This window comes from Trinickia acidisoli, assembly GCF_017315725.1.
In the GTDB taxonomy this organism is placed as follows: Bacteria; Pseudomonadota; Gammaproteobacteria; order Burkholderiales; family Burkholderiaceae; genus Trinickia; species Trinickia acidisoli.
In genome coordinates, this window is record NZ_JAFLRG010000002.1 from 1672573 (window position 1) to 1696189 (window position 23617).

At 60.6% G+C, this 23617-nt stretch carries 22 protein-coding genes and 3 pseudogenes; 7 read left to right on the forward strand and 18 right to left on the reverse strand.

Annotated elements, in window-relative coordinates:
- Positions 1–55 precede the first annotated feature (55 nt).
- The 6 genes and pseudogenes from J3485_RS25770 to J3485_RS25790 all read right to left on the reverse strand — a co-directional run bounded on the left by J3485_RS25770 (position 56) and on the right by J3485_RS25790 (position 3723).
- Positions 56–970 (reverse strand): DnaJ C-terminal domain-containing protein, encoded by a 915-nt coding sequence (locus J3485_RS25770; protein ID WP_206957143.1) that lies wholly within the window; start codon positions 968–970, stop codon positions 56–58.
- A 96-nt stretch (positions 971–1066) separates the two neighbouring features.
- Positions 1067–1462 (reverse strand): DUF4087 domain-containing protein, encoded by a 396-nt coding sequence (locus J3485_RS29480; protein WP_309477087.1) that lies wholly within the window; start codon positions 1460–1462, stop codon positions 1067–1069.
- A gap of 22 nt (positions 1463–1484) precedes the next feature.
- Positions 1485–1775, reverse strand: a pseudogene (locus J3485_RS29140) (GNAT family N-acetyltransferase); the annotation flags it as partial.
- A gap of 178 nt (positions 1776–1953) precedes the next feature.
- Complete coding sequence (locus J3485_RS25785; protein WP_242538930.1) at positions 1954–2199, reverse strand: sugar ABC transporter permease; 246 nt, start codon at positions 2197–2199, stop codon at positions 1954–1956.
- Between the two features lie 284 nt (positions 2200–2483).
- A complete protein-coding gene (locus J3485_RS29345; RefSeq protein WP_277991648.1) occupies positions 2484–2609 on the reverse strand; it encodes a hypothetical protein in 126 nt (41 codons plus the stop codon).
- A gap of 160 nt (positions 2610–2769) precedes the next feature.
- A complete protein-coding gene (locus J3485_RS25790) occupies positions 2770–3723 on the reverse strand; it encodes an alpha/beta hydrolase family protein (protein ID WP_206958388.1) in 954 nt (317 codons plus the stop codon).
- A gap of 233 nt (positions 3724–3956) precedes the next feature.
- On the opposite strand from J3485_RS25790, the gene J3485_RS25795 reads away from it, so the two are divergent.
- The 3 genes from J3485_RS25795 to ald all read left to right on the forward strand — a co-directional run bounded on the left by J3485_RS25795 (position 3957) and on the right by ald (position 7193).
- Positions 3957–5204, forward strand: a complete 1248-nt coding sequence (locus tag J3485_RS25795) for an eCIS core domain-containing protein (RefSeq protein ID WP_206957146.1) — start codon at positions 3957–3959, stop codon at positions 5202–5204.
- A 103-nt stretch (positions 5205–5307) separates the two neighbouring features.
- Entirely contained in the window at positions 5308–5943 is a 636-nt protein-coding gene (locus J3485_RS25800) for a hypothetical protein (RefSeq protein WP_206957147.1), read from the forward strand.
- A 134-nt stretch (positions 5944–6077) separates the two neighbouring features.
- Positions 6078–7193 (forward strand): alanine dehydrogenase, encoded by a 1116-nt coding sequence (ald, locus tag J3485_RS25805; RefSeq protein ID WP_206957148.1) that lies wholly within the window; start codon positions 6078–6080, stop codon positions 7191–7193.
- Between the two features lie 69 nt (positions 7194–7262).
- Here ald and J3485_RS29145 read toward each other — a convergent pair.
- Positions 7263–7385: pseudogene (locus tag J3485_RS29145) on the reverse strand (transcriptional regulator); the annotation flags it as partial.
- Between the two features lie 31 nt (positions 7386–7416).
- Here J3485_RS29145 and J3485_RS25810 point away from each other — a divergent pair.
- From J3485_RS25810 to J3485_RS25820, 3 genes are all read left to right on the forward strand, one after another.
- Positions 7417–7698 (forward strand): oxidoreductase-like domain-containing protein, encoded by a 282-nt coding sequence (locus J3485_RS25810; protein WP_206958390.1) that lies wholly within the window; start codon positions 7417–7419, stop codon positions 7696–7698.
- 15 nt (positions 7699–7713) lie between these two features.
- Entirely contained in the window at positions 7714–8097 is a 384-nt protein-coding gene (locus tag J3485_RS25815) for a hypothetical protein (RefSeq protein ID WP_206957149.1), read from the forward strand.
- 244 nt (positions 8098–8341) lie between these two features.
- Entirely contained in the window at positions 8342–9070 is a 729-nt protein-coding gene (locus J3485_RS25820; RefSeq protein WP_206958392.1) for an ABC transporter substrate-binding protein, read from the forward strand.
- A 62-nt stretch (positions 9071–9132) separates the two neighbouring features.
- Here the strand turns inward: J3485_RS25820 and J3485_RS25825 are convergent, their stop codons facing one another.
- From J3485_RS25825 to J3485_RS25835, 3 genes are read right to left on the reverse strand one after another with little or no spacing between them, the layout of a single operon-like run.
- Complete coding sequence (locus J3485_RS25825; RefSeq protein ID WP_206957150.1) at positions 9133–10395, reverse strand: ATP-binding protein; 1263 nt, start codon at positions 10393–10395, stop codon at positions 9133–9135.
- 1 nt (position 10396) lies between these two features.
- Positions 10397–13246, reverse strand: coding sequence for a TrlF family AAA-like ATPase (locus J3485_RS25830; RefSeq protein ID WP_206957151.1), 2850 nt, complete (start codon positions 13244–13246; stop codon positions 10397–10399).
- A 13-nt stretch (positions 13247–13259) separates the two neighbouring features.
- Positions 13260–13463, reverse strand: a complete 204-nt coding sequence (locus J3485_RS25835; RefSeq protein ID WP_206957152.1) for a hypothetical protein — start codon at positions 13461–13463, stop codon at positions 13260–13262.
- Between the two features lie 151 nt (positions 13464–13614).
- On the opposite strand from J3485_RS25835, the pseudogene J3485_RS25840 reads away from it, so the two are divergent.
- Positions 13615–13821 (forward strand): annotated as a pseudogene (locus J3485_RS25840) (SDR family oxidoreductase); the annotation flags it as partial.
- Here the strand turns inward: J3485_RS25840 and J3485_RS25845 are convergent.
- The 8 genes from J3485_RS25845 to J3485_RS25880 all read right to left on the reverse strand — a co-directional run bounded on the left by J3485_RS25845 (position 13818) and on the right by J3485_RS25880 (position 23520).
- Positions 13818–13991, reverse strand: a complete 174-nt coding sequence (locus tag J3485_RS25845) for a helix-turn-helix domain-containing protein (RefSeq protein ID WP_277991649.1) — start codon at positions 13989–13991, stop codon at positions 13818–13820. The pseudogene J3485_RS25840 and the gene J3485_RS25845 overlap by 4 nt on opposite strands.
- Positions 13992–14195: 204 nt before the next feature.
- Complete coding sequence (locus tag J3485_RS25850) at positions 14196–15575, reverse strand: pectin acetylesterase-family hydrolase (protein WP_242538932.1); 1380 nt, start codon at positions 15573–15575, stop codon at positions 14196–14198.
- A gap of 63 nt (positions 15576–15638) precedes the next feature.
- Entirely contained in the window at positions 15639–16355 is a 717-nt protein-coding gene (gene plcR / locus J3485_RS25855; RefSeq protein WP_206957154.1) for a phospholipase C accessory protein PlcR, read from the reverse strand.
- Positions 16356–16690: 335 nt separating this feature from the next.
- Positions 16691–18127 (reverse strand): virulence factor family protein, encoded by a 1437-nt coding sequence (locus J3485_RS25860; RefSeq protein WP_206957155.1) that lies wholly within the window; start codon positions 18125–18127, stop codon positions 16691–16693.
- The gene (gene mprF, locus J3485_RS25865) at positions 18124–20730 is read right to left on the reverse strand and encodes a bifunctional lysylphosphatidylglycerol flippase/synthetase MprF (protein ID WP_206957156.1); all 2607 of its coding nucleotides are present in this window, start codon (positions 20728–20730) and stop codon (positions 18124–18126) included. The genes J3485_RS25860 and mprF overlap by 4 nt, the downstream gene beginning before the upstream one ends.
- A gap of 254 nt (positions 20731–20984) precedes the next feature.
- Positions 20985–21170, reverse strand: coding sequence for a hypothetical protein (locus J3485_RS25870; protein ID WP_206957157.1), 186 nt, complete (start codon positions 21168–21170; stop codon positions 20985–20987).
- A 45-nt stretch (positions 21171–21215) separates the two neighbouring features.
- Positions 21216–22490, reverse strand: a complete 1275-nt coding sequence (locus J3485_RS25875) for an NYN domain-containing protein (protein WP_206957158.1) — start codon at positions 22488–22490, stop codon at positions 21216–21218.
- 166 nt (positions 22491–22656) lie between these two features.
- Positions 22657–23520, reverse strand: a complete 864-nt coding sequence (locus tag J3485_RS25880) for a hypothetical protein (RefSeq protein ID WP_206957159.1) — start codon at positions 23518–23520, stop codon at positions 22657–22659.
- Positions 23521–23617: the final 97 nt, after the last annotated feature.

The following is a 23617-nucleotide window of genomic DNA, read 5'->3' on the forward strand; positions in this document are numbered from 1 at the left end:
CCGGCTGGCGCGGCAAGTCAACACGCGACACCATTCGCTAGGTTATCGGCAAGATTTAGCCAAACTTAATCGCACGACGTTGCGCCGTCGCGAACATCTCACGCAAACGCTCCCGCTCATCCTCAGTCAGATGCAAAGCTGCGGCAGGCATATCGAGCACCATGCGCAGCGTCAAATCCCCACGCATGCCGTTGCGATCCGAGAGACCCTGCCCTCGCAAACGAATCGTGCTGCCAGGTCCGGAATTGGGCTCGATCTTCACTTGCAATGCACGCCCCAACACTTGGGCTTCGAAGCGGCCGCCAAGCATGGCCGTCACGAAATCGACGGAGATATCGCAAGCGACGTGCAAACCGTCGCGGCGAAACGACGAGCTGCATACGATCACCACCGAGAAAATCGCGTCACCCGCGGGGCCGCCATTGGGCCCCGGATGGCCCGCACCCTCGATCACGACGCGCTGACCGTCCCATGCCCCCGGCGAAACGTTGACTGTCTCGCACTTGCGATAGGCCGTGACGCCCTTGCCGAAACACGTTGGACAGCGACTGCGCGCGTGCCCGTGACAATGACAGCACGGCCCCTTCACCGCGTAGTTCGCCTCCACGTCGCCACCATGAATCGCAACCTCGAGCGGCACAAACAGTTCGGTCATGCAATTCACGCCGCGCATCGGGGGCGCGCTGCGATGCGTGCGCGACGGATGCTCGGGTTCGCGATGTTTCGTCGATGCGGGAGGCGAAGCGGGAGACGAAGCGGGGGTAGCGGTGGATAGCGGCGCCTTACGTTCGCCGATCAGAATCTCGAACGCCTCTTGAATACGCTTGAACAGCGGCTCGACGGAGGCTTCCCGCCCCTTGTTCCGATCGGGGTGGTACTTCGCTCTGAGCCGCCGGTACGCGCGTTTGACCTCCGTCGCCGACGCCGTGCTCGGCAGCTCCAGCCGCCTGTAATATTCGTCGAGGCTCACGCGCTCTCCCCGGTTGTCTTTCTCGATGTGCAAGTCTATCAAGAAGACGCCAAGACGCCGCAAGGGCGGCGGCGGGTCATGTCCGCGAGGACGCGGTTACTGTTTCAGGCTCTTGTCGCGCTGGCATGCCGATACCGGCTTGAGCTTGCCGCCGAGCACCTTCGTGATGCGCATCGTCGCCTTGTCGGCCTCGACCGACAAGCAACCGCACGAGTCGCCCTTGTTGGTATCGGGCATGTGGTCGGCGAAACCGTCGGCTTGCTTATCGATAGAAACGATAGTCCATGTTCCTTCGCGATCGTCCAGCGTCAGACTGGACGGCATGTCGTTTTCGATCCAACCGCAGCGCGTCTGCGCCGCCGAGGCGAATTGCGGGCAAAGCAATGACGCCGATAGAAGCACGGCGTAAGGCACGCGCAGCGACAAACGAAAGCTTCTCATTGACTGAAATCCCCGATCGATTCGATGAATAAAATTTCCCGGGCGGATCATAAATTAATTCTTCGTGGACGGGTAGCTTGCACTCGGACGCGTCGTCGCGAGCATAGAGCGTCACCGTACCGATCACCTGTCCGCGAACCGAGGCGACGAAGCATTCGCCGGCCTGCGCGCGCTGCCGCGTAACATCCGCACTCTGCGCCACGCACGTGCAATTCAGTCCCATCATGCCGAGCTGCGCAAATGCGCGATGCAGCATCGTCGTCAGCTTCTCGTTTGAATCACGTGTCGGGTCGAAGCGCCGCACGGCCACTCTGCCCGCGCCGCGATCGATATCGTGCTCGGTGGCTCTTCGGCGCTTGCGTATGCGGCACGTGGCACATTGCTTCGACATGACGCTTCTCCAAGGCTTGTCCTTTCCCCGAAGTCTAGTTTCGCGCACTCACCCGAACAAGAAAAAATCCCGTAACGATCGGGCGGTGCGTTGCATAAATCTCATATCGGACGAGCGGTCATTCGAGAAGCCACCCGCCTGCCCGCCTCGCTCAATGCGCCAACGTTAGCGGAGAGGGGCGGATAGAGCCGAATTCAGCTTCGGGAAGCACGCTCATGATGAGCGCCATTGCATGATCGACGCGCTGCGCGGCAAGTACGACCTGAAGACTCGCGCAGTCGCGCTTGTTGTCGATGACCGCTGTGTAGATGTCGAGGTCGGGGCCGAGCATTTCATGAAGCGCGCGCCGGACGAAGACCAAATCGCTGCTGGCAACGCGAATCGACATGAGGACCATGTACCCGTCTTTGCTTGCGTCGATCAGCGCGTCATCGCGCTTTCGCGCTCCCGTCGATCGGGATGCATAGCATGCTCGGGTATCGACTGCCGCGGAGCTTCCATTGAACGATCTCATCGTGATTTACGTCCGCCGTTGACCTGAATGGGATTCGTGGTCGTCATCTGTTGGACACGACGTCATTCTATGGATCATCGTGGAAATGCAGTGCAAATATCAAAGCCCGTGATGATAAAAAGTTATAAACGCGCTAAAAAGTATCGGCGTAGTGCGTAAAAAAACCATCAATATTTCGGGCTCTTTTCACTCGCGAGCGCCTCGTGCGGCTGCACGCGAAACGCTACCTCTATCAGGTTCATGCGATCGGTCACGCGAGCCGGATAGCCTTTCGCGCCGCCGCTGTATCGCATCAGCGCCCCGTGCAAGTCGCCGTCCGCCGAATTTGTTCGTCATTCTCATCACCGTCCTGCCGAGGGGTCAGGCACAAACGGTATCCGATCGCGCAGCAAGAATGCTGCAAAATCGCGGCTCAATCCCGTATAGATCGCGTCACGACGATGCTGTGCCGGTCTACCGCAAATGTGTTTTGTAAAACGCGAGCGCCTCTTCGTCGAATGCCTTGTGAAATACGACGCGATCGAAGCCCTGCGCGTCGGTGCAGATTCCCGGAACGTCCTTCGTCAGTTGCTCGGTGCAAGGCGCAAGAAATGCGAAATGCGCCGCCCCGGATACGACGTGAAGATCGGGCTGATTCGGAAGGATGCGGGCAAGCGCGGGCGTCGTTTCGGGCAGCACGCCGTCGCCGCCGAACTGAGAAGCCCAAAGCTGAATCGGCGCTTCCACTTTTTGCACGCTCTTCTTGGTCGGGAATTCGTCGAGTGGGTCAGCAAGTACGTAGGCTTTGATACGCGGATCGTGAGTCAATGGTTCGCGCGGAATCTTCTTGTGCCGCAATTCCACGCAAATCGGCAGCGTCGGATCCGGGCACGGAACATTCGCATGGAGGAAATCGGGGTTGCCGCCGGCCAACACGAGGCCCGTATAGCCACCGCGCGAAAAGCCGAAAAAACCTATCCGATTCGGATCGATCTTGTTCGCGTCCGGTGCGGCACTGAGCATATAGTCGATCGCACGTTTGATGTCGGCCGGGCGCTCGACGAATGACGAGATATCTGCCGCTCGGCTCATATCCGAGAACGTGTCACCGGGATGGTCGATCGCGACCACGATGAAACCGGAATCGGCCAGCGTTTCGGCAAGGTCGTGATGGCCGAGCAACGATCCCCCGTGGCCGTGTGAGATCACAATCAAAGGCAACTTCTCTCCGACCGTGGGGCAATCCCGCCGCCCACTGAGAACATAAGGTCCAATCGTTATGTTTTGTGCGGTGGCAGCGCACGGAGTCCAGACGGCCGCCTTTATCGCCGGACCTTTGGCATCGGCAGGAATTTGCACGAACTTTATCCCTGCTGCTTGTGAAAGCGTTGCATAAAAGCAAAGCAATAGCGCCAACATCGATCTCATGCGGCCTCCCGTAGTGGTGAAACGGAAGGCCGATTCTATCCGATGCGTCGAAGACACTCGCCTCTCATCTTGACGAAGAGCAAGCGATAGTTCAATGTTCGGACAAATTGTCTGGCAGGGGATCATCCTGCTCTTCGTATCGTCGGCACGTCTGCTACTTCATCAAGCGCTATCGCGGCAGATTTCGCGCTGAGATACCTACTCGATTGTTAGTACACCGCACGGGGGTGGTTATGGCTGGGCATGTCATTCAAGGCTTTTTTCCCAACGGACAGATGGCGCCCTCGTTCGGTGGCCGCAATGGCATCGTGCAGATGCGACCGACTAGCGGAGCGGCGCGCGGGCCTCAGCCCCGGGACAGTGTCGCGATCGACCCGGCGCGGCTCGGCCTTGTGCGCGGGGGTGGGCAGCCCCTGCCGCTTCCTCTGCTCGAGAAAATGCAGTCGGCGTTCCAGGCGGACTTCTCGACGGTGCGCGTTCATATCGGGCCGCAAGCCGAGCGCCTAGGCGCCATCGCGTTCACCACAGGTAACGACGTTTATTTCGCGCCGGGCCGCTATCAGCCGGATTCAATCCATGGCCAGGAGTTGATCGGGCACGAACTCACTCATGTCATTCAGCAGCGCCAAGGCCGCGTTCGCATGCCGATGTCCGGCGTATCGGTGCTGCAGGACGCTGCGTTGGAGGCAGAGGCTGACCGGCTCGGCGCGCAAGCCGCACGGCATATGCATGCCAATGTGGCGAACGCCGCACCGATATCGCACGCAGAGCGCCACGCTCTGACACCAGATCTCGTCAGTGGTGCGCACCGGGTTGCCGTGGGCGGTGCGGCCTCGGTCCAGCTTCGAGGAGGGAGCGGCTCCGTATTCGTCATTCAGCGCAAGACCGCGATCAGCTTCAATCCGGCGGACGACAAGGCGGGTAGCGTAAAAATCGCAGCGGTATCGCACCAACGGGAGTTGCACAACAGCACCCAGCGAACGCTCGCGGCGTATCTGAGCGGTTATAACCAACCGCCCTCCGGTCTCATCTGCAACCATCACGTTCCCTACAGCTATATTCGAAGCGAGATCGAACGCATACTCACTAGCAAAACGGATCTCGAGACCGCCGTTCAATGGATGAACGGACTCGCCCTGCCACAGGCGAAAGTTTTCGATTGGAATAACTGGGGATGGAATTTAACGAGTAACAATACGTTCACAGTGGGCGCGATGCCAAAGCCGAATATCAAGCCGACCAAAACGGTTGGACTCACGAAGTACTATGCCGAGGCCACCTTGAACACGGAGGTGAACGATCTGATATGGAATCTCGCCAACGATCCTCGCAACCTGTTTTACTGGCCAAATTCGACGGGTGATGGCGGCGGTACGCAGGTCGACACGCCGACCGGTACCGGGCCGATGGGCATCACTCATATCAAGACCCGCTTGAATGATTACGTTGTGAAGCTACGAGGCCTTGGCATCAACGTTTAGCGCTCGATCGCCGGTCGAGCACATCATGTACCTCTTTCAAACGCAAGCTAAAGCGCTAGACAACGTAATCCACCGCCCACGATTGTGGGTGGCGCTCATGCTAATGACCGCTTTCACGATTTCGCATGCGGCAGACGCTGCCACAGCAAAAGCGCCTTGCGGCAATGCTCCACCGGGATCCGTGCTCGACGACAGCGTGCGCGGCGCTATCGGTTCGACCGACCCCGTCAACGCATGCGTCGACGTGCTTCGCTCGCCGAAGGACGGGCCGCGCCGTCTACGCATCTTCGTAGACGGCAAGCAGGTGCTCTCGAACCACAGCGTCGCACTGGGGCCAAACGACGGCGGCGTCAATGGAGATCCATTTCAACCGCTCCAAATCAATCATGGCTCTCTGGTCGTACAGAACTCCGGCGGCGGCGGCCCGTTGACTTGGACCGAGACGTGGCACCTAACGATACGCAATGGTCAATGGATCGTTGCAGGGTGGGACTACGACGCAACGGACACGCATTCCGCGGCAGACGACGGCGGCCAATTCGATACGAGCGTCAACGCGTTGACAGGCGAAATCCGTGACAGCTACGACCCGCCCGACGATGACGATACGAATACCAAGCCTTCGACGCGTCGCATCTGCAAGTTGCCACCCGATTGGCGCAGCCCATCGATCTCGCGCGTAGCGACGATCCGCAATACGAGCTGGCGCTGCGACGCGCAGCTCGGGAAGCCACTTTGAATCGAAGGCCGCCCACAGGTTCAGGGCATCACGCGCAACGGCGTAGTATGTCGTTCAGCAGGAGACGTCATCCCATGCCATAAGCTTGGGCTGACCATTCGATCAATCGATTCCGTACACGGAGGAGGTGCATCATGCTGGTCGGCGTTCCCAAAGAGATCAAGAACCAGGAATATCGCGTGGGACTGACTCCCGCAGGCACACGCGAATTCGTCGGCCGAGGTCACCAGGTACTCGTGCAAAAGGATGCTGGCGCAGGCGTCGGGTTACCCGACGAAGCCTATGCCGCGGCGGGCGCAACGCTATGCGGCGACGCACAAGAAATCTTCGCGCGAGCCGACATGATCATCAAGGTCAAGGAGCCGCAGGCCGTCGAGCGCACCATGCTGCGGCGCGGGCAAATCCTCTATACGTATCTACATCTCGCACCCGATCGCGAACAGTCGATGAGCCTCATCGCATCAGGCGCCGTTTGCATCGCGTACGAGACGATTACCGGCCCGGGAGGGGGGCTTCCGCTGCTCGCGCCGATGAGCGAAGTGGCGGGCCGCATGTCGGTTCAAGTGGCCGCCGCGCATCTCGAGAAGCCGCACGGCGGCATGGGTTTGCTGTTGGCCGGCGTACCCGGTGTCGCGCCTGGACATGTCGTCATCATCGGCGGGGGCATGGTGGGGACGAACGCGCTGCAAATGGCGGTTGGCATGGGGGCGCGCGTGACGATTCTCGATACGAACGTCGATCGCCTGCGTCAATTGGATCTCATTTTCGGCAATCGCATCATGACGATGTTTTCAAGCACGCATGCGATCGAGCGATGTGTCGCGAGCGCCGACGCCGTCATCGGTGCCGTTTTGATTCCGGGGGCGACGGCGCCGAAGCTCGTTACGCGCGCCATGATTTCGACGATGAAGAAAGGCGCAGTCGTCGTGGACGTCGCGATCGATCAAGGCGGATGCTTCGAGACGTCCCACGCCACTACGCATGCCGAGCCAGCCTACGTCGTCGATGGCGTCATTCACTATTGCGTCGCGAACATGCCGGGCGCCGTTGCTCGTACGTCGACCTTCGCATTGACCAATGCCACCCTCGGGCATGCGATCGCGCTTGCCGGTAAGGGATGGAAGCGTGCGATGGCCGATGATGCGCATCTGCGAGCCGGTCTCAATGTATGCGAGGGGCAGGTGACGCATGAAGCCGTGGCGAAGGCGCTCGGGCAACCGTACGTGCGTGCCGGGGATTTGTTGGGGTAACGCACGTTAGCGAGTCACCACGCGAATCGCAAGCATATGTATCGGCTAAACGCGGGCTTTGTGCGGAGGCCCGCGTTTCCGAGTGAGGACTTCGTAGACTCTGTTCAGATTACCAAGGTACGGCTGCATATCGCTGGCCGACAAACCGGCCTGCTCCATACGAAACTTGATCGCTTCAATCGGATCGGGCAGACAATGAGCCTGATCGGCGATGCAACGCAGTATGCCTCGCCGGCGCGTCACAGTACCCGCAAAATGCGGATACCCTTTTATACTAAGCGCCCGACATCGCTCAAACAGCGCCGTGCCCAAAGCTTCCCCTCGGGGCCCCTCTCTCGACGATCCTCGCCCAACGCCGCCGAAACGGCCGACGCAAGACGATTGCTGCCACAGCGGCTGCTCGCCTTGCGTATTCGAGCTCTATGAAGAAGCACTCGACAGATACGAGGCATCGCTCGCCGCATGGGAAGCGCGTCAAGCAAAGCGCAAGGCGCATCGCCGATAGGCCGAGAACCCGAACATGCCCTCCACCGTCCGCAATTCACTCGCCTGGATCTTCGAAGCATTCGAGCGTGATCCGACCTTCGTTCGCAAACGTATTTTCGGCACGGATGCGGCCTACATCGACGGGCTCCTATGTATTGCGGCCGGCGATCGCGAGGAGCCTTGGAACGGCATGCTGGTCGGCACGTCACAAGACCATCATGCGACGCTCGTCGAGGAGATGCCGTCGCTGCGGCCGCATCCGGTGCTCGGTAAGTGGCTGTACGTTTCGCAAAGCGATCCTGCGTTCGAAACGATCGTTGAGCAGGTCACCTCGCTCGTGCTGGCGCGAGATCCTCGTATCGGCGTCGAGCCGAAACCGAAACGCAGGCGCAAAACCACGCTTCCGAATGGCGTCTGACGCTATCCACCAACGCGCTGCTCATACGTGCTCTCTTGGGTGCGTAGCGCCATGTTATCGCGGGCGCGCTGGACCTCGTGGGGGCACCAAGGCTTCCGCGTCCGCACCTGGATATTGCCTTGAAGGAAACAATGAAATGCACTATAAAGTGAGCAAAACTCCATAAAATGCTCCATTTATAGCGCATGAAGCTTTCGACCTCATACTCGTTCCAGACTGAGGACGCCCTTCGGGCGATCGGCTAATCGATCCCTCCGTCATTACCGCATTCACGCCCACCGGCAAGCTGCGGGCGTCGATCAATCTCGGCAATCCGATTCTCGTCAATCGCCATCCCGAGACCGGCGAGCCGGTCGGCGTCTCGATCGATCTTGCCCACGCGTTCGCGAAACGGCTCGGCGTCGAACTGGAGCTCGTGATCTTCGATACGGCGGGCAAGTCGGTTCAAGCCGTGAGCGAGGAGCGCGCCGATTTCGGTTTCTTCGCCATCGATCCGCTGCGCGGTGAAAAGATTGCGTTCACGGCGCCCTACGTCTTGATCGAGGGCTTTTATCTCGTGCGCGACGACTCGCCGATCAAAACGAACGAAGAGGTCGATCAATCGCACAATCGAGTTACCGTCGGCAAGGGCAGCGCTTACGACCTCTTTCTGACACGAGAACTGAAAGCGGCGCAGATCGTTCGCGCACCTTCGTCGCCGGCGGTCGTGCAAACGTTCCTCGAGCAAGATCTCGAAGTGGCGGCAGGCGTGAAGCAACAGCTCGAAATCGATGCGCAAAAAACCACCGGGCTGCGCTTGCTCGGCGAGCGCTTCATGGTGATTCGGCAAGCGATGGGCACGCCGAAGCGCCGCGGTAACGCCGCGGCGGCAGCGCTCGATGCGTTCGTCGAAGAGATGAAGGCGTCGGGCTTCGTGACCGAGGCGCTGCGCCGGCATGGGATCGCCGGAGCTTCGGTGGCGCCGAAGGGCTAACCTTGCACGTTGTGTCGAGCGCGCCTCAAGTTCGGCAACGCCGATCACCTGTCGCGCAAAAATTATCCCTCCACAGGCATCGCGGCAGGGATGACGAGTAGCAGCTCGGATTCATCGACCAGTCGAAATACCGGCCGCTTGCCGGACAACCGCTCGCTGCCGTCGAGTATGATCTGGACACCCTCGCCGCGCTTATCCATCATGGCAGTACGTCCACTAAGATCTCTTTCGCCATCAGGCACTGGACATTTAGCAAGCAGACTTGTAATTGCTTCATTACGAGACGCTTGGCGGTAAGGCAAACTCTCCACCGTCATCGTATTCGGGATCGCTCCCGGCGAATACAACTCGAGTCGGTCGGCGAACAAACGAAGCCTGATCTTAGCGCCATGGATCGAGTAGTCCCGATGCGCAACGGCATTGACAAGAGCCTCGAATACAGCCGTCATGTCGTATTGCGGGAGGTCGTGACGCCCCTCTCGCTTGCTCGCGAACACACTCATGTTCTTTTTGACGAAATGGCTGGCCTCCAGCACCTGCACGTCGAGTGAGCCGGTGATGTCTTGTGCATCGACCTGATAAGCCGCGTCGGCTTGGGGTAACGCTTCGGTTCCTCGGTACGCCACGGCCTGAATGAATGCGTTGGGTAGCCAGCGGCGCGGGTCCGCGCTTGCCATCAAAACGCCTGCAACAGTGGGGCGTATCGTACCGTCCGCGTCTGGTCGAGCCATAGCTAACTTATCCAGCAAAACCTCACGACTATCCGGAACACGAGCGCTGGCAAAGCGCTGCCAGAGCGTAGCCGTCAAGTCGTCCAGGGTCGCGCCGGGCACCGGCTGTTCATCGAAGCGAATGATGCGCGCTTGGCTGCGCTGTTGAAACAAGCGAGCCAGAAAATCAGGAGCCATCTCGCGTTTTGCGCTTCCCACACGATGCAGATACCCGCCTGGACTGCGATGCACGAACAGGCTGCTCGCCACGTCGATTTTCAGCACGGGCAGTTGCTCGCCCATGGTGCTCGGCAAAGTCAAACGTTCGATCACCGGGGCAAGCGGGGGATTAACACTATCTATGCAAAGCTGCCGAACGAAGTCCTCTACGCTGTCCAAACGCTCCAGTGGAACGCCAAGAACCTCCCCGGCGTCATCCACCCCAAGAACGCACACCCCGCCACGACTGTTGGCCAAGGCCGATAGTTCATCCGCCAGGGAATCTCGATGCGGAGCAGTAATTCTCTGCCCAGCAAAGCGCACTTCCTTGAGTTCGAGATAGGAATCTTCGCCAAGGCGGATCTTTTCGAGTAAAGCGGCGGCGTTGTCGAACATCTCAGCCCTCCCTTCCCAATCGTTGATACCGGCGCTCGAACGCCTCCTTGCCCCCTTCCATCACCTGGCAAACCTCGTCACGCATTGCCTGATCTTGCAGCGAGCCAATTTGCTTTACGTAACACTGATTGTTGAAATCCAACACATGGATCAACTCCGCGTCGCCGTTCACAACGATGTTCGGGTTGTGAGTCACGATAGTGAGTTGCCGACGCAGCTTGTTCGATCGAATCTGTTGTACCACCAGACGGTAGATGAGATGGTTGTCCAAATCGTCTTCTGGTTGATCCAGCACCAGCGGTTCGCTACCATGCGCCAACAGAAAGGCCAACATGGCTGCGGCGCGCTGACCAGCAGAAGCCTGTCCGATCGACAGAAAATCGCGACCATCCCCTTTTCGGCTGTACCAGACCTGCAAGCCGTCCTCCGGGAACCAGCACAGAATGTGATCGATGAACTCCGGTCGCTTTTCCGCCTCACCGTTTAGGTACTTGTTGAACCAACTCCCAAAGTCGCCCTCGCCCCGGCACGCCTTCACGAGGCGCGTCTTCAATTCTCGGATAGCGACTCCGAATGCAGCGGTATCCCACTCGCCAGGTTTCTCCGCAAGCTCCGACAGGCGCATTAGGTCTGCCACCAGCCCTTTCGCCGGCGCTCCATCTTGGGATTCCTCGTACACATCGTCCGCGTATTTTCCTTCCGCAGCGCCAAGCAAATCCCTTAGCGAGCGCTCGATAGCACGTGCATCGCGGCTGTGCGGTATAAGCGCCATTCGCACATAGAGGTTCCCGTCCAAGGAGGATCTCAGGAAGTCATCGCGGCGGGCGCTGATCGCTTGTCGGGCGGACTCGACTTCGCTCAATTGGATATGCGCCTTCTGCTTGAGTGCGTCACGCTGCTTTTGCAATGCGTCCAGCCGCTTGATCTCGTTTTCCAGCCGCTGTTTTTCCTGCACCAGACGCCCGTACTCGCTCGGGTCATTCACGCCCTGCTGCTGCAAATCCGTCTTGAGCTTCTCATACGCGGATGTGGCATCTTCCGCCCGGGTTGCCCATGCGGAGGCTTTCAATTCCGCCCTGAGTACCCGATGTCGCTCATCGATTTGCCCGGCGGCGCGATCGAGTTCCGCCCGTGCCTTGTCGATAGCGGCATGCAACATGCGAACGATCTGCAGAACGGATTCATCGCTTACGGCATCGAACAGACCTTCCGGCAAGTCTTCTGCCAGTAGTTCTCGAGCAAAGCCCTTCAAGCGATTCGAAAGATCGGCGGCGCTCTGGAACTGGCGGTCCAACTCGCGGCTCTGCCGGCTGGTCCGCTGATAGTTCTTCAAAATCACAGTGTGATCGTCACCTTCAAATCGTGCCAGCTTGCGCTGTACATCTTGCAGGCTAAGACTCAGGGCATCGCGACTCTGCAACTTGCCGTCAAGCTCGCGTATCTGCGCACGCGTCGCGCCGAACGCTCTCCTAGTCTCATCGAAAGCCGCTTGCTGCACACGTGTACCAGCCGCATCGTCGATCACCTTAAGTAATGCCTGTTGGCTGTCACCAGCAAGTGCCGCAATCTGCCCCTGGCTAAACAAGCGGATCGGAAAGCGCTGCTCGTCAATGAGCTGGCTGCTCGACGGCTTGAAGTCTTTAATCGACTCGTCCCACTCTTCGACGACCTGCCCCTGGCCATCTTGTCGCCAAATCAGCCGATACGAGACGCCGTCCCGGCTAACGCGTGCGGATACCCGCATCTCCGGACGCAGACCGCCTTCATCATTGCGGTTCTTCGCTACCTTGTCGAATCGAGCAAACGTCTGCCCAGCCTCGGAGCTCGGCGCAAGCTCCTTCTCGCGCCGATACGCAAGCCGCAATGCGTGTACGACCGTGGACTTCCCTGTGCCTCGCCCGCCGATCAGCGCATTGAAATAGGGGTTAAACGTCAGAATGGCCGGCTGACGACGCCCCATGAATCGAGCATCGTCGATCTCGATGGATTCGATGAAATGCTCAGGCCTATCGAATGGCGTAAACCCGTCACGATCGTCGCTGCGTCGAATCGACACGCCTTGCTGGCCATCCAACAGCGCCAAGCGTAGACCTTCGACGCTGGGCCTGGACATCTTGACCCACGTATAGCGAGAACCTGGAACCGCCAATCCTTGAAACGTATGGCAATCGCTCCCAACGACCTTGGCAAACGGTAGCTTCAATTCGTCCAACAGCGTTGGCGGTTGACAGGCCTGATCACACCACTCCACAGCGAGGATGCCAGGCTCTTGCACGACCTGCTTCACCGTAGTCGTGTCGAGTCGGCACTTACGCGTCCCTGGCTCCACTTGCAGCAGGCCCTTATCGCAGTCTGCATGCGCGGGTATCGCTACCCCGCCAGCCGCCAGGATCTCTTTGACCACTTTCGCGGCTCCCTCTCGGGTTACGTCATCGCTGTCGCCGCGAGTACCCTCATAGCGCACAACCGCCAACAAGTCGCTGACGGTTTGGCCACTTGCGGACGGGTCAAAGATCGCCAGCAGATGGAAGCCGCCCTGCACGGAAATCTCCACCCCTGGGAAGATATGCAACTCCCGAAAACCTGCTGCAGCAGCGCCCGCATCCGCCTCGCTCTTCATCCACGCGTACGCAAGCTTGAGCTTATCGATCCACTCGCCACTGTTATGGTCTGTCACGGCAACACAATCGATCTCGGCCGCCATGTACTTGAGCAACCACTTTTCCGGCGTGATTTCATCCGGCGTGCCAACAACCTTTTGCCACGCAACGGTGTCTTTGGATGCGGGCGTATGCGTATGGATGTCGAACTTCCACCATCGAGCGCCGGGATATGGCCAGTTCTGGGTCATGAAGGATTCCTCGCTAGGTCGCATGCGAAGTGCCTCCCTTTACCGAGCCACGGTCTTGTCGATCCACTTTCAGTTTGTGAACTCGCGCGTAGTCAAGGACCAAGATTTCGATCATCGAAGCAACAGAGCGCCGCTCCCGCTCGGCGGCCATCCGCAGCAATTGCTTGATATCCGCAGAAGTGCGGATAGAAAGGGTTTCGTCCTTCACGCGTGTCATAGCATCGTCTCGTCAACGAGGTAAGCAAATGTACTGCCTTTTGCGCCCTTTTTCCAGTATGAAGCGCCGTGACAACCGTCCCCCCTCCGCCTCGGCTGAGGTTAGCGGCCTCGACGTGATTGTCAGGCACGTCAGGCGTCTGAAAATCGCCGTCGCTTCAGGCGCTGTCGAGACCGACTTCTGCGGCGGCATGGTGCGTGACAATCCCGAAATCAATCGGTTTGTCGCCGCTGCAACCGCACTCGGCCGCGCCGGCGTGCCGGACGACATCGAGCCGATTATTGCGGCCCTGCTCTCCGATGACAACCGCTGGGTCAATGCCCAGCGTATCGAGGTATCGGGTGGGCTGGTCACCTAAGGAGTCCTAACCTTCGCCGATAGAAATTTCTTCCGATAGGCGGCGGGCAGCAAACCGACTCGCTGCTGAAACAGTCGCCGAAAGGAATTGCTGTCTTCGTAGCCCACTTGGAACGTGATGCTGTCGAAGCTCATGCGAGTCGATTCGAGCAACTGCTTGGCCCGCTCCAATCGAAGCGTCTATTCGAGGCCCCTCGAGGCGCTCGTGGCCGAGCATTGTTCGGCAAGCAGCAAGGTAACGTGCATGGCGTGGCGGTTTGCAGTTGTCGCATGATATGCGTGATTTCTACATCTACCTTACAGGAATCGTTCTCGGCATCTCCTACAGGACAGCGCGCGCCGACGCGCCGCCCTGTATGTCCGATCCCTCCTGCGCTATGCGCGATGTCCCGAGATCGGTCCCGCCTCGCCTGTCAGGTTCAGGATACGGTCGACCCAAGAAAGAAACGTCGACAACGTGAAATCCGAAGATCGGTCGGTGCGGAACGCCTTCATCACCGGTGTATCGGCCGGGTCCTGCTGATTGAGCAAATCGGCGACGAACGTGCCGACGTCCGCATTGATGCCGTTCTCATGGACACGCGATCCCGTGAAACTGACTACGGTGACCTGGTGGTTGTGCATGAAATCGTTGCGCGCCCAAGGCATGAAGTAGCCGAAGTTCGGCAACGGATTGAGCGTGCGTTTCAGCAGATCCAATTCCTGCCCGAACATCGCCATCGAGAGCGCATCCTTGCTCCCATCGTCGGGCGTGGCGATCACCGCGGGCGTGAACGCGCGATAGTGATAGGCGGCGATGATCTCGTCGCGCTGATACGTCGTGTACCCGAATCGATCGTGGGGGAACGTTTGCGACAACGCCGCATACGCGCTGCCCATATTGTTCGGATCGAAGTATGGCGACAGCTTGCTGTTGATCGTGATCATGCCGTCCGGTCCCGTCATACCCCATTCCGTCTTCACCCTGTCGTAGAGCCCGACGGAGGGATGCGTCGAAGGATCGGCGCCGAACGCGGTATTGAAGACAGTGCCCGCGTCGTCGAGCATCGAGCTGTGCGCTTGGGGCTGCAGCGTGTTGCGCAGCGTCGCATAATTGGCCAGTGCGCCGTAACCGCCCGCGCTCGTGCCATACACGAGCAGCCGGTTCGGTTTGCCGAAGCCGTGATCGACGAGCCATTGCGCCACGGCTTGCGCGTTCTTCATGCCGCCGTAGTGTTGAATGCGCCACTCTCCGGTAGGCGCCGTGTAGCTGCGCACGGCACTGCCCATATGAATGTCGCCCGTGCAATACGGCACGAACACTTGGGTCCAGTTCTGCGTTTCGACTTTCGGCTCGCCGACGAGGATATGCGCGAGATCCATCCGGATCATCAACGGAGATAGAAATGACGACAGCACGCTCTGGCTCAACGTGCCGTTCATATAGTTATGCGGGATGCCGTCCGAATTGAACGCGCCGAGCCCGGCCTCGGGGCCCGTCGTCGCCGTCTCCGAACACGTCGCGTAGTCCCAGCAGGCACCGCCGGGCTCCATCATGTAAAGCATGTTGTCCGATTGCGCTCGATTGATATAGAAGCGCATCGGCGTGCCGTTTCCGCATGACGCGCCGCTGCTTTCAGGCAGCACGACTTCGTACCATGAGTAGAACGGAATCGACGGATCCGGCAATGTCGTGTCCGTCGCTTTTGCGTTCAATGCGGCGCAGCTCAGCAAGCCGGCGAGGCATACTCGCTTCAGCCATTTGGATGCAGACATCCTCCCTCCCATGTCGATGACTCGAGGCATCGCAGGCTCGTGCAGGATGCACCGGCCCTACGTTCAATGCGCGTCGGATGAAGAAGCGTGATCGAACAACTGAACACGCAACGCCTGCAAACGCTGCGCGATGACGATTTGTTGCTGCTGGGGATCGGGTATCGTCGCTTGGACCTGATCGAAGATAGCTCTGCTCTCGCGAGCGTAGGCCAGATAGCGAGGATCCCGCGCGGGCGACGGCCCTACGGTTTGACTCGCGTACGCGTCCCACTGACGGCGTGACACCTCGAGATCGGCGCCGCGCGTGACCGGGTCGGGGTCGGCATCGGTCAGCAACGTTGCCGTCATCGCCTCCGCTTGCACCGGCACGATCTCGTTGCGAGCAACGTGCTCAGGCAGCTCCGCGAGAATTTGGCGGGCCAATCGGGTTCTTTCCGCGGCGTGCAGGCTGTCTCTGCCGCTCCCATAAGCCGCGATCCGATCGCGAAACCGCGCGAACGCGACGATGCGTTGCAGTTCCGCCTGCGCATCGGATCGCCCGGCCAGCGCTTTGCGCAATGCCGCGAGATCGAGTGCGCGCTCGGCCGGTCCTGGTTCGAGCGCAGGTGTATTCGTCGAAGCATCCGGTGACGGAAGCGCTTGCGCGGGTACCGTGTTCGTCGAGCGGGCGGGCGCGTCGACGGCTGCCTCCGAGAGCGTTTCGTACCGCCACACGGCTACCGCAACGATTGCGCACGCAACCAATAGTGCACGTCTCCAAAGCGATTGAGTTGTTTTCACACCGCCTTTCCAGTGAGCCGCCGTGGGGAATTGGACTACGTTGTAGGTCGAAACCTGTACATCGTCAAAATCGGCGTTGAGCGTGGAACTCTAATTTTCGAGGGAATTAAATCCCGTCTCGCGGTTAGGCATAAGTCGACCGCCGTCGTCCTATGCGGAAGGCGTGGTCGGAAAGCTGTAACGAGATGAGCCGTCCGCTACGGGAAGAAGAGGGACGGCCGATCGAGATCGCCCTCGATGTCTCCCCGTGAGCGTGGAAGGTAAACGCGGCAGCTACGCGTGGAAGCTAAGCGTGCAAGCTGCCGGACTTCACGGCCCGATTGCTCGCCGACGGGCTACCGCGCCGCGTGGCTCGTGTCCTCGCTGTCCAAGCGCTTTTCCCACCCGGTCAGGATTCGCTTTTCCAACGCGTCGTAGCTGCGGCCGAAATGATGTCCGCCCGACGTGCGGATAACCTCGTCCGTGCCGGCAAGGGTGGGACACAGCGTGTCGTGCTCGTCTTCGCCATAGAAACATTGTGCGAGCCCCGCGGGAAGGCGGTCGATTTCAGGCTTCGCCGGCAACGCCGTGTCGCTCGGCGGCAATCCAAGCCAACCGGTCACGCGAATCTGAAAATCCGCGGCAGACGCGAAGCCGAGCAGCGAAACGATCGCTACCTTGTCGCGCAGCGAGGGGGGCAGCCGGTTGTACGCGAATGGCATCACGTCCGCACCGAACGAGTATCCGATCAATGCGAACGAATTCGCATGCCAGCGCGCGCCATAGACCTGCAGCACGCGGGCGAGATCGCGGCTCACTTGCTCGGGCGTCTTCTCGCTCCAGAAATAGCGCAAGCTGTCCCAGCCGATGACCGACACGCCGTCCGTGCGCAACTGCTCGCCGATCGTCTTGTCGAGATCGCGCCATCCGCCATCGCCCGACATGACGATCGCCAACATCCCGTGCGGATGCGCGGCGGGCAACTCGACGAGCGGTAAATCGGAGACGTCTTGGTCGCTACCCACATCCGCCTGCAAATGCGGCCGTATCAACGCGAGAAGCGAGTCCGCGGGCGGCGTCGTGGCACCGAACATGCGCGGCGGCTTGTTCGTCAGCGGCGCCATCAGGCGATTCACGTTCTTGTCGAAATGAAACCCCGGCGAATCGGCCCCTTCCTTCACGGCCGATCGTTCCGCCTGCCGCATCGCGGCGACCGCGCTCGACGTCGTCACGCCCGCTTCGACGAACCCCGGCAAGGCCCTGCCGCGACTAATCGTCGGATCGGGCGGACATTGAAGAAAGTTAGGATCGAGAGCGGCTTCGGCATCGATGGCCACCGCGCCCGCGATCGTGTTCGCCGGCGCTTGCGCGAGCACGTGCAGCGCAAGCGTCGCCCCCTGACCGGTACCCGCCATGATCGGCGCGAAGTATTGGTTCGACTTCAACTGACGCTCGAGTTGATGGCTGACCGCCTCGGCATCGCCGTCCAGATGACGACAGGCTCGCCCCGTCGCCGCGAGATTGGCCGCATAGCGGCCCGTGTCGACGCCTACCGTCAACGCACCTTCGTCGGCCAATGCGTGCGCCGCTTGCGAATCGGCCGCGGTCCAGCCCTTGCCGGCGGAGAACAGTACGACGAAGCCGCGCATCTCGCCTCGCGGCCATTGAACCGTCACATCGCCATAACGCCCGCCCGATACGTGCGACTCGATCGCCTGCGCGGCCGTGCAGAAGGATAGACCTGCCAGCAAGGCAAGCCATTTAGCGTTTCTCAATGCTGCGTGAAGTGTCATGAACGGCGGCCCCCCGCCAAAATCGAAAGATCCAGCAACGTCAGGACGGCGCCCGCCCACCCCGACACCGCGAGATAACGCGGCTCCCACCGCGGCTGAAACTTGCCCTTGAACGCACGCAGGCCCTGAAAGTTGTAGAAGCGCCCGCCGAATCGCCACACCATCGACCCGAGCTGATGAAGCGGCGAGCCGAGCGGCATCGACCGTACGCCGGAGAACGGCGCCACGCCAAGGCTCAAGTGACGGTAGCCTTTGTCCTTCAAGTGCAATGCCAATTGCAGAAACAGGTAGTCCATGACATAAGGCGACGTATCGGACAGATGGCGCATCACACCGACCGTCGCCTCGACGTTCAGATCGGTCGTCATGAAGGTCGTGAAGGCGACGGGCAGGCCATGCTCGCGCACCAGCATCACCGACTGCGCCGCGAGATACGGATCGCTGAAGGCGGCCACGGAAAAGCTCTTCTCTCTGCCCGCCCGGCTTTCGAGCCAACTGTCGGAAATGCCCCGCAAGAGGTCGAGATGCTCGGGAACGGCATCGGCATCGATGACCTCGGCAGTGCAACCGTCACGCTCGGCACGGCGCAGCGAGTAGCGCAGCGCGGCGCGCTTGGGTCCGCTCAAGTCGAAGCCGTCGAGCGACAGGCGCGCTTCTTCGCCGAGCTTCATCAGTGTCAAACCCGAATCCAAGTAGAGCGGCAGCGAATCAGCCCTGACCTGATAAAACGCGGCACGTCCCCCGTGTTTGTGTGCGAGCATGACGAAGCTGCGGATCAATTCGGCCCATTCGCCGCGCGGTCCGACGGGATCGTGCAGCGCGGCCCACGTGCGTCCATGCTTTGCATACATGAGGAACGCCTCGCGCGAATCGGAGAACAAAAAGCTCTTGTCGCCCATCATCGCAAGCCCCGCATCGCTGCGCTCCTGCGCGCGAATGATGCGCACCGCGTCGATCAGATCCTCCGAACTCGGATGCACGAAGCGCCCCGCCGCGGGCCGCAGCAATTGCCACACCGAGAACGCCGTGGCGAACAGGGTCGAGGCGAGCATCGCCCGCAGCGAACGAGAGGCACGCTCGTCGAATGCGAACTGCCACCACAGATCGCTGCGATATGGGACGTCGCGGTAGGCGAAGAACATCACCCACGCCGCGCAGATCAGCACGATCGCCACCGAGATCAGCCATCCGGGCGTGAACGGCTCCGCGAACAGCGCGGCGCGCCGACTGAAGTGGCGGCGCGTGCAAAGCAGCAACACGAGCAACGTGGCGAGCACGCCCGCTTCGAAAAACGCCAATCCCTTGATGACCGAGAGGACGAGGCTGACGGTCGTCAGCGCGAGGGTCAGCCACCATGCGGCATCGAGCCTGCGCAGCAAGCCGCGCGAGACGAACAGCAGCAGTACGCCGAGGATGCCGCTCGTCAATTGCGAGCCTTCGAGCGCCCAAAGCGGAACGAGTTCTTGCAAGAGCGCAAGGCGATGCGCCAACGCCGGCGTCGCGCTCGATACAATCAGCATCGCGCCGACGACGAACGTAATGAGGCAGAGAAATAGCGGTGCGATGCGACCGATACGCGCGACGCGCCCGAGCGGCAAACGTGCACGCAGGGCGCTGCGTAGTGCCCGGCCCTCGTAGCAAGCGAGCACGAGCGCGGACAACACGAGCGGCAAACCGAAATAGACGGCGCGATAAGCGAGCAAGGCTGCGAGTAACGCAGGCGCCGCGACGTGGCCGCGCAAGGCGAACACCATCACCGATTCGAATACGCCGATGCCGCCCGGCGTATGGCCCACGATGCCGAGCAACAGCGACGCGGAATAGACGGCGAGAAAGCTGACGAAATCGGTATGCACGCCGGGGAGAAAGACCCACAACGCCGCTCCTGCTCCCGCGACGTCGACGATGCCGAAGACGATCTGCGCGAGCAGCGCGGCGCGCGTGGGCACGTCGAGCGTAATGCCGCGCCAACGCGTGCGAATCCGCTTCGTCGCGGCACCGCAGCATGCCACGATCAGCACCGACGCAGCGAACATGACGAGGCTGCTCGCGCGCAGAGCACCCGGCACGAGGTGCGTCATCGCTGATAGCGGGGCGGTATTCCAAAAGGCACCCAGCGCGCTGATCAGCACCATCGCAAGAATCAGCGAGCCGCTGGCGAACACAGTGAGACGACCGACCTGCGACGGTGTGACGCCGACCGCGCCATAAACGCGGCAACGCACGGCACCGCCCGTCAGCGCGCCGAAGCCCGCGATGTTGCCGAGTGCGGAAGCCGCCGTCGCGCCGATCCAGAGCAGCGTTCGCGGCACTTTCGCTTCGACGTGCCGCAGCGCGACCCCGTCGCGCGCCACGAGCGCGACGAAGCTCAGCGCCGTGGCCGCAAGCGCAGCAGCCCACCTAGCGGGTGCAATGCCGAACAATTGCCGGCTGACCGTGTGGTAGTCGATGCTCTGCGAGATCTTCTGCAGCGCAAGCAGCAGCAAGATGCAGATGGCCAGCGCAAGCGCAGGCGACGCCAGCCGCCTGTAGTTGATATTGCGTGTCTTCGCATATAGAGCGGCGATGACCTTCGAACCCCGGTCGCCGTGACTTCGTTGCATCTTTCCCGTGAATCGATCGTGTCATACCGGCAACGGGCGAGCCATGGCGACAGCCGTGACGCTGCCGTTGGTCAGCCATTATCGAGAATGTCGCACCCGCAGACCGATCGATATAGCAGATTGTGATCTATTACAACGCGGCAAGGGGCAATTCGGTTGACGAGGAAATCGTCGCGCGAAAGGGGATGCCGCGGCCCGGAGGGTGGGTGGGCTGCGGCGCTAGCTCATGTGGCGATGGCGACAAGGGGAAGGCCCTAAACGAACGGTTTGCCCTCGATTTGCTCGTAGACGACCGTACCGTCCTCGGCTTCGAATTTCTCGACGTAGTTGCGTGCGCCGCACATCGGGCAGCGAAACAGAAAGCCCTGACCTTCGTTCTTGATGACGACGTCGGACTGCTCCCATCGCGCTTGGCAGCTTTGATTTCTACAAGTGAACATATGTGGTGCTCCTACCGGGTCCTGGCCCTATTGCTTATCGATTGCTTACTGCTCGTTGTTGTTTTCCGCCTCGGGCTTACGGGAACGACCGGCACGCGAGGCGGGCTTGCGCGGCGCTCTCGCCTGCTTCGCCGCTACCGGCTTCGTTGCTGCCGGCACCTGAATCGCAGGCTCAACGGCATCGCTCGTGTGCTCCGGCGTTTGAGACTGCGCGCTTCGCGCCTTTTTCGCCGGCGCTTTGCGGGCGCGGCGCGGCTTCGGGGCTTCTTCCGCCACCTCGCTCGGCACGACAGGCGCGACCAACGATTCTTCGATGACCACCGCAGGCTCTGTCGCGACATCCACCGCGACGGAAGGCGCTTGTTCGCGCCCTTGCTTGCGAGGGCCCTTGCTCTTCTTCCGGCCCTTGCCGGCGGCTACTTCCGCCGGTACGCCGTGGTCCTGCGCGACGGCAGCGGCTGCCGTGGGGGCTTGTCTTGCCACGTCATGGCCCGCCGGCTGACTCGGCCGATAGACGAACGCGCCCGACTTGTCGTCGCGACCGACTTCGAGCAACCCGCGCGCTTGCGCTTCGTCGAGCAAATTGCCGAAGGCGCGAAAGCCGTAATACGACTCGCTGAAATCGGGCTTGCGCCGCTTGATCGCGCTCTTGAGTACCGACGCCCAAATCTTGCCGCTCTCGCCGCGCTCCGATGCAAGGGCATCGAACGTCTCGACGGCGATCGCGATCGCCTTCGCCTTGCGCGATTCCATCTCCGCCTTCGGCTGCTTGTCCTCATCGGCGGTGCGTTTCACGGCCACGCTCGCTTCGCGTGCCTCGCGCTTGGCCGTCGCACGCTGCTGCTCGCGGACCAGATCGTCGTAGAAGATGAATTCGTCGCAATTGGCAACCAATAGATCGGACGTCGAGTTCTTCACGCCCACGCCGATGACTTTTTTCGCGTTCTCGCGCAGCTTGGAGACGAGCGGGGAAAAATCGGAATCGCCGCTGATGATGACGAACGTATCGACGTGCGACTTCGTATAGCAAAGATCGAGCGCATCGACGACGAGCCGAATGTCCGCGGAATTCTTGCCCGACTGCCGCACGTGGGGAATCTCGATGAGTTCGAAACTGGCCTCGTGCATCGAAGCCTTGAACCCTTTGTAGCGATCCCAGTCGCAGTAGGCTTTCTTGACGACGATGCTTCCTTTCAGCAGCAGCCGTTCGAGCACGGGCTTGATGTCGAATTTCTCGAACTTCGCATCGCGAACGCCGAGCGCGACGTTTTCGAAGTCGCAGAACAGCGCCATGCTGACACTCTCTTGGGGGGAAGCCATACAGTTCTCCGGCCGATCGGGCGCAATGGTTCTTTGGTTTCAGATTGCGCACATGATAGCCGGTTGCGAGGATGACACTCGCGCGGCAGGCGCCGAGCTCAGCGCTCGCACGATGAGCGCCGGCGCCCAATTGTCGCCTCGAGCCCCCTTTTGGTACGAGCCTGGATCAAAGCAGCGGATAAGGACACCTACCGTTGATGGTGGGCGCACCGATCGTCGCATCGAAGATCTTCGCCGTAAAGTAGGCTCCGCCCTTCTCGGTACGCACGGTGCCTTCCCTCGTGCAGGTCGAGCGATGCCACGCTTTATAGAACTGCAATCCCGAGGCCGACGTGTCGCTGGCGAGCTTGTACTCCCATGCGATGTCCCATTCGAACGTCCCGACCTGCAAAGTATCGCCGTTCACCCAGCCTCCCGATGGCACGGTAGCCCGACTGAAAACCTGATCGGCGCCATCGAACAGCGTTCCTTGCGCCACGACCTTCGCTGCGGCGACCCATTTGGCGGTGATGGCATGAATGTCGCCGGTCCCGCCTTGAAACACGCCGGTTCCTTTGCCCGTGCCGCGGTTTTCGCGCATGACCAAGTTCATGAAGGAGACATCGTTCGGCATCAGCACCGGTTGCCCCCAAAAGCCGCTTTTCGCCTGGCCGTTGGTGTGAATACCGCCCAAGAACATCAGCCCGCATGTCGACGGGCGCACGATCGTCAATTCGACGCATGCAACCTCGGCGTTTTTGCTGTCTTTCAACGACAACTGGACCGTCTTCGTATCCGCGCCCGTCATCAACTCCTGCGCGGAGAAATCGGCCGCGGTGTAGTCCGCGGTGCCGCTCGATAGGTTATGCATCTGCCCGCCGCCCGACTTGATCGCCCAGTAGTAGGGCTGGTTATCGGAGGGCAACGATCGCGTCGGCAAAAGCTTGATCACCTCCCCTACGCCGTACCGGGCCGATTCGCCCGCGGCGCGCGACGGCACGCTCACTGCCGGAAGCGCGCCGATCTGCAGACTTCCCGAGATTAGCTTCATCCTATTCCTCACGTCGAACATTAATCGCGGCCTCATACGAGGCCGGCCGCGAGCGGCGAAGCGCGTCGACGTCACGCGTTGCCGCTCGCAGTCCGTA

Excerpts from the sequence above, each read along its gene's own strand:
- J3485_RS25880 (WP_206957159.1), bottom strand. The coding sequence starts at position 23,520 with ATGAAGCTAATCTCGGGAAGTCTGCAGATCGGCGCGCTTCCGGCAGTG.
- J3485_RS25835 (WP_206957152.1), bottom strand. The coding sequence starts at position 13,463 with ATGACACGCGTGAAGGACGAAACCCTTTCTATCCGCACTTCTGCGGAT.
- J3485_RS25825 (WP_206957150.1), bottom strand. The coding sequence starts at position 10,395 with ATGTTCGACAACGCCGCCGCTTTACTCGAAAAGATCCGCCTTGGCGAA.
- J3485_RS29345 (WP_277991648.1), bottom strand. The coding sequence starts at position 2,609 with ATGCGATACAGCGGCGGCGCGAAAGGCTATCCGGCTCGCGTGACCGAT.
- J3485_RS25790 (WP_206958388.1), bottom strand. The coding sequence starts at position 3,723 with ATGAGATCGATGTTGGCGCTATTGCTTTGCTTTTATGCAACGCTTTCA.
- J3485_RS29480 (WP_309477087.1), bottom strand. The coding sequence starts at position 1,462 with ATGATCCGCCCGGGAAATTTTATTCATCGAATCGATCGGGGATTTCAG.
- J3485_RS25860 (WP_206957155.1), bottom strand. The coding sequence starts at position 18,127 with ATGACACTTCACGCAGCATTGAGAAACGCTAAATGGCTTGCCTTGCTG.
- J3485_RS25875 (WP_206957158.1), bottom strand. The coding sequence starts at position 22,490 with ATGGCTTCCCCCCAAGAGAGTGTCAGCATGGCGCTGTTCTGCGACTTC.
- J3485_RS25850 (WP_242538932.1), bottom strand. The coding sequence starts at position 15,575 with ATGTCTGCATCCAAATGGCTGAAGCGAGTATGCCTCGCCGGCTTGCTG.
- J3485_RS25795 (WP_206957146.1), top strand. The coding sequence starts at position 3,957 with ATGGCTGGGCATGTCATTCAAGGCTTTTTTCCCAACGGACAGATGGCG.
- J3485_RS25800 (WP_206957147.1), top strand. The coding sequence starts at position 5,308 with ATGACCGCTTTCACGATTTCGCATGCGGCAGACGCTGCCACAGCAAAA.
- J3485_RS25810 (WP_206958390.1), top strand. The coding sequence starts at position 7,417 with ATGCCTCGCCGGCGCGTCACAGTACCCGCAAAATGCGGATACCCTTTT.
- J3485_RS25815 (WP_206957149.1), top strand. The coding sequence starts at position 7,714 with ATGCCCTCCACCGTCCGCAATTCACTCGCCTGGATCTTCGAAGCATTC.
- ald (WP_206957148.1), top strand. The coding sequence starts at position 6,078 with ATGCTGGTCGGCGTTCCCAAAGAGATCAAGAACCAGGAATATCGCGTG.
- J3485_RS25870 (WP_206957157.1), bottom strand. The coding sequence starts at position 21,170 with ATGTTCACTTGTAGAAATCAAAGCTGCCAAGCGCGATGGGAGCAGTCC.
- J3485_RS25785 (WP_242538930.1), bottom strand. The coding sequence starts at position 2,199 with ATGGTCCTCATGTCGATTCGCGTTGCCAGCAGCGATTTGGTCTTCGTC.
- J3485_RS25830 (WP_206957151.1), bottom strand. The coding sequence starts at position 13,246 with ATGACCCAGAACTGGCCATATCCCGGCGCTCGATGGTGGAAGTTCGAC.
- mprF (WP_206957156.1), bottom strand. The coding sequence starts at position 20,730 with ATGCAACGAAGTCACGGCGACCGGGGTTCGAAGGTCATCGCCGCTCTA.